This window comes from Paracraurococcus lichenis, assembly GCF_030657435.1.
GTDB lineage: Bacteria > Pseudomonadota > Alphaproteobacteria > Acetobacterales > Acetobacteraceae > Paracraurococcus > Paracraurococcus lichenis.
On record NZ_JAUTWS010000475.1, the window covers coordinates 1 to 478 of the forward strand.

2 protein-coding genes are annotated in these 478 nt (G+C 66.9%); both read left to right on the forward strand.

Annotation, left to right across the window (positions count from 1 at the left end; translation table 11 throughout):
• On the forward strand, positions 1-159 hold a 159-nt coding region (gene tnpB, locus Q7A36_RS42025), incomplete at its 5' end, for an IS66 family insertion sequence element accessory protein TnpB (protein ID WP_370655821.1).
• 11 nt (positions 160-170) lie between these two features.
• Positions 171-478, forward strand: a 308-nt coding sequence (locus Q7A36_RS40865; protein ID WP_305109489.1) for a transposase, incomplete at its 3' end; no start/stop codon positions are given.

Here is a 478-nt window from a genome sequence, read left to right on the forward strand (position 1 = left end):
GTCTGGAAGCAGCTCGAGGGTGGCGCGTTCCGCTGGCCACCGATCACCGACGGCTGCGTTCGTCTGTCTGCTGTGCAGTTCGCGGCCTTGTTTGCGGGTCTTGATTTTTCACGCGTGGAGGCGGCGAGACGGATTCCCACACCGACCGCGGCGGCGTAGACTGCCGGCCGATGCGTGACGACGGCGATCCGGCGCATACCCTACCCGACGACCCTGCAGTATTGCAGGCGATGCTGCTGGCCGCCCTGGCCGAGCGCGACAGCCTTGCAGCAGAACGCGACAGCGCTGTGGCTGAGCGGGACGCGCTGGCGGAGCGGAACGAGCATCTGAAGCACCAGTTGCAGAAGCTGCAGCGCATGCAGTTCGGCCCGCGCTCGGAGCGGCTGCCTGAGGATCAGCTGCAGTTCGCCTTCGAGGAGGCCGAGACCTCACTCGCCAGCAACGAGGCCGAAGCCGAGAAGCGCTCGCCCGATCAGCA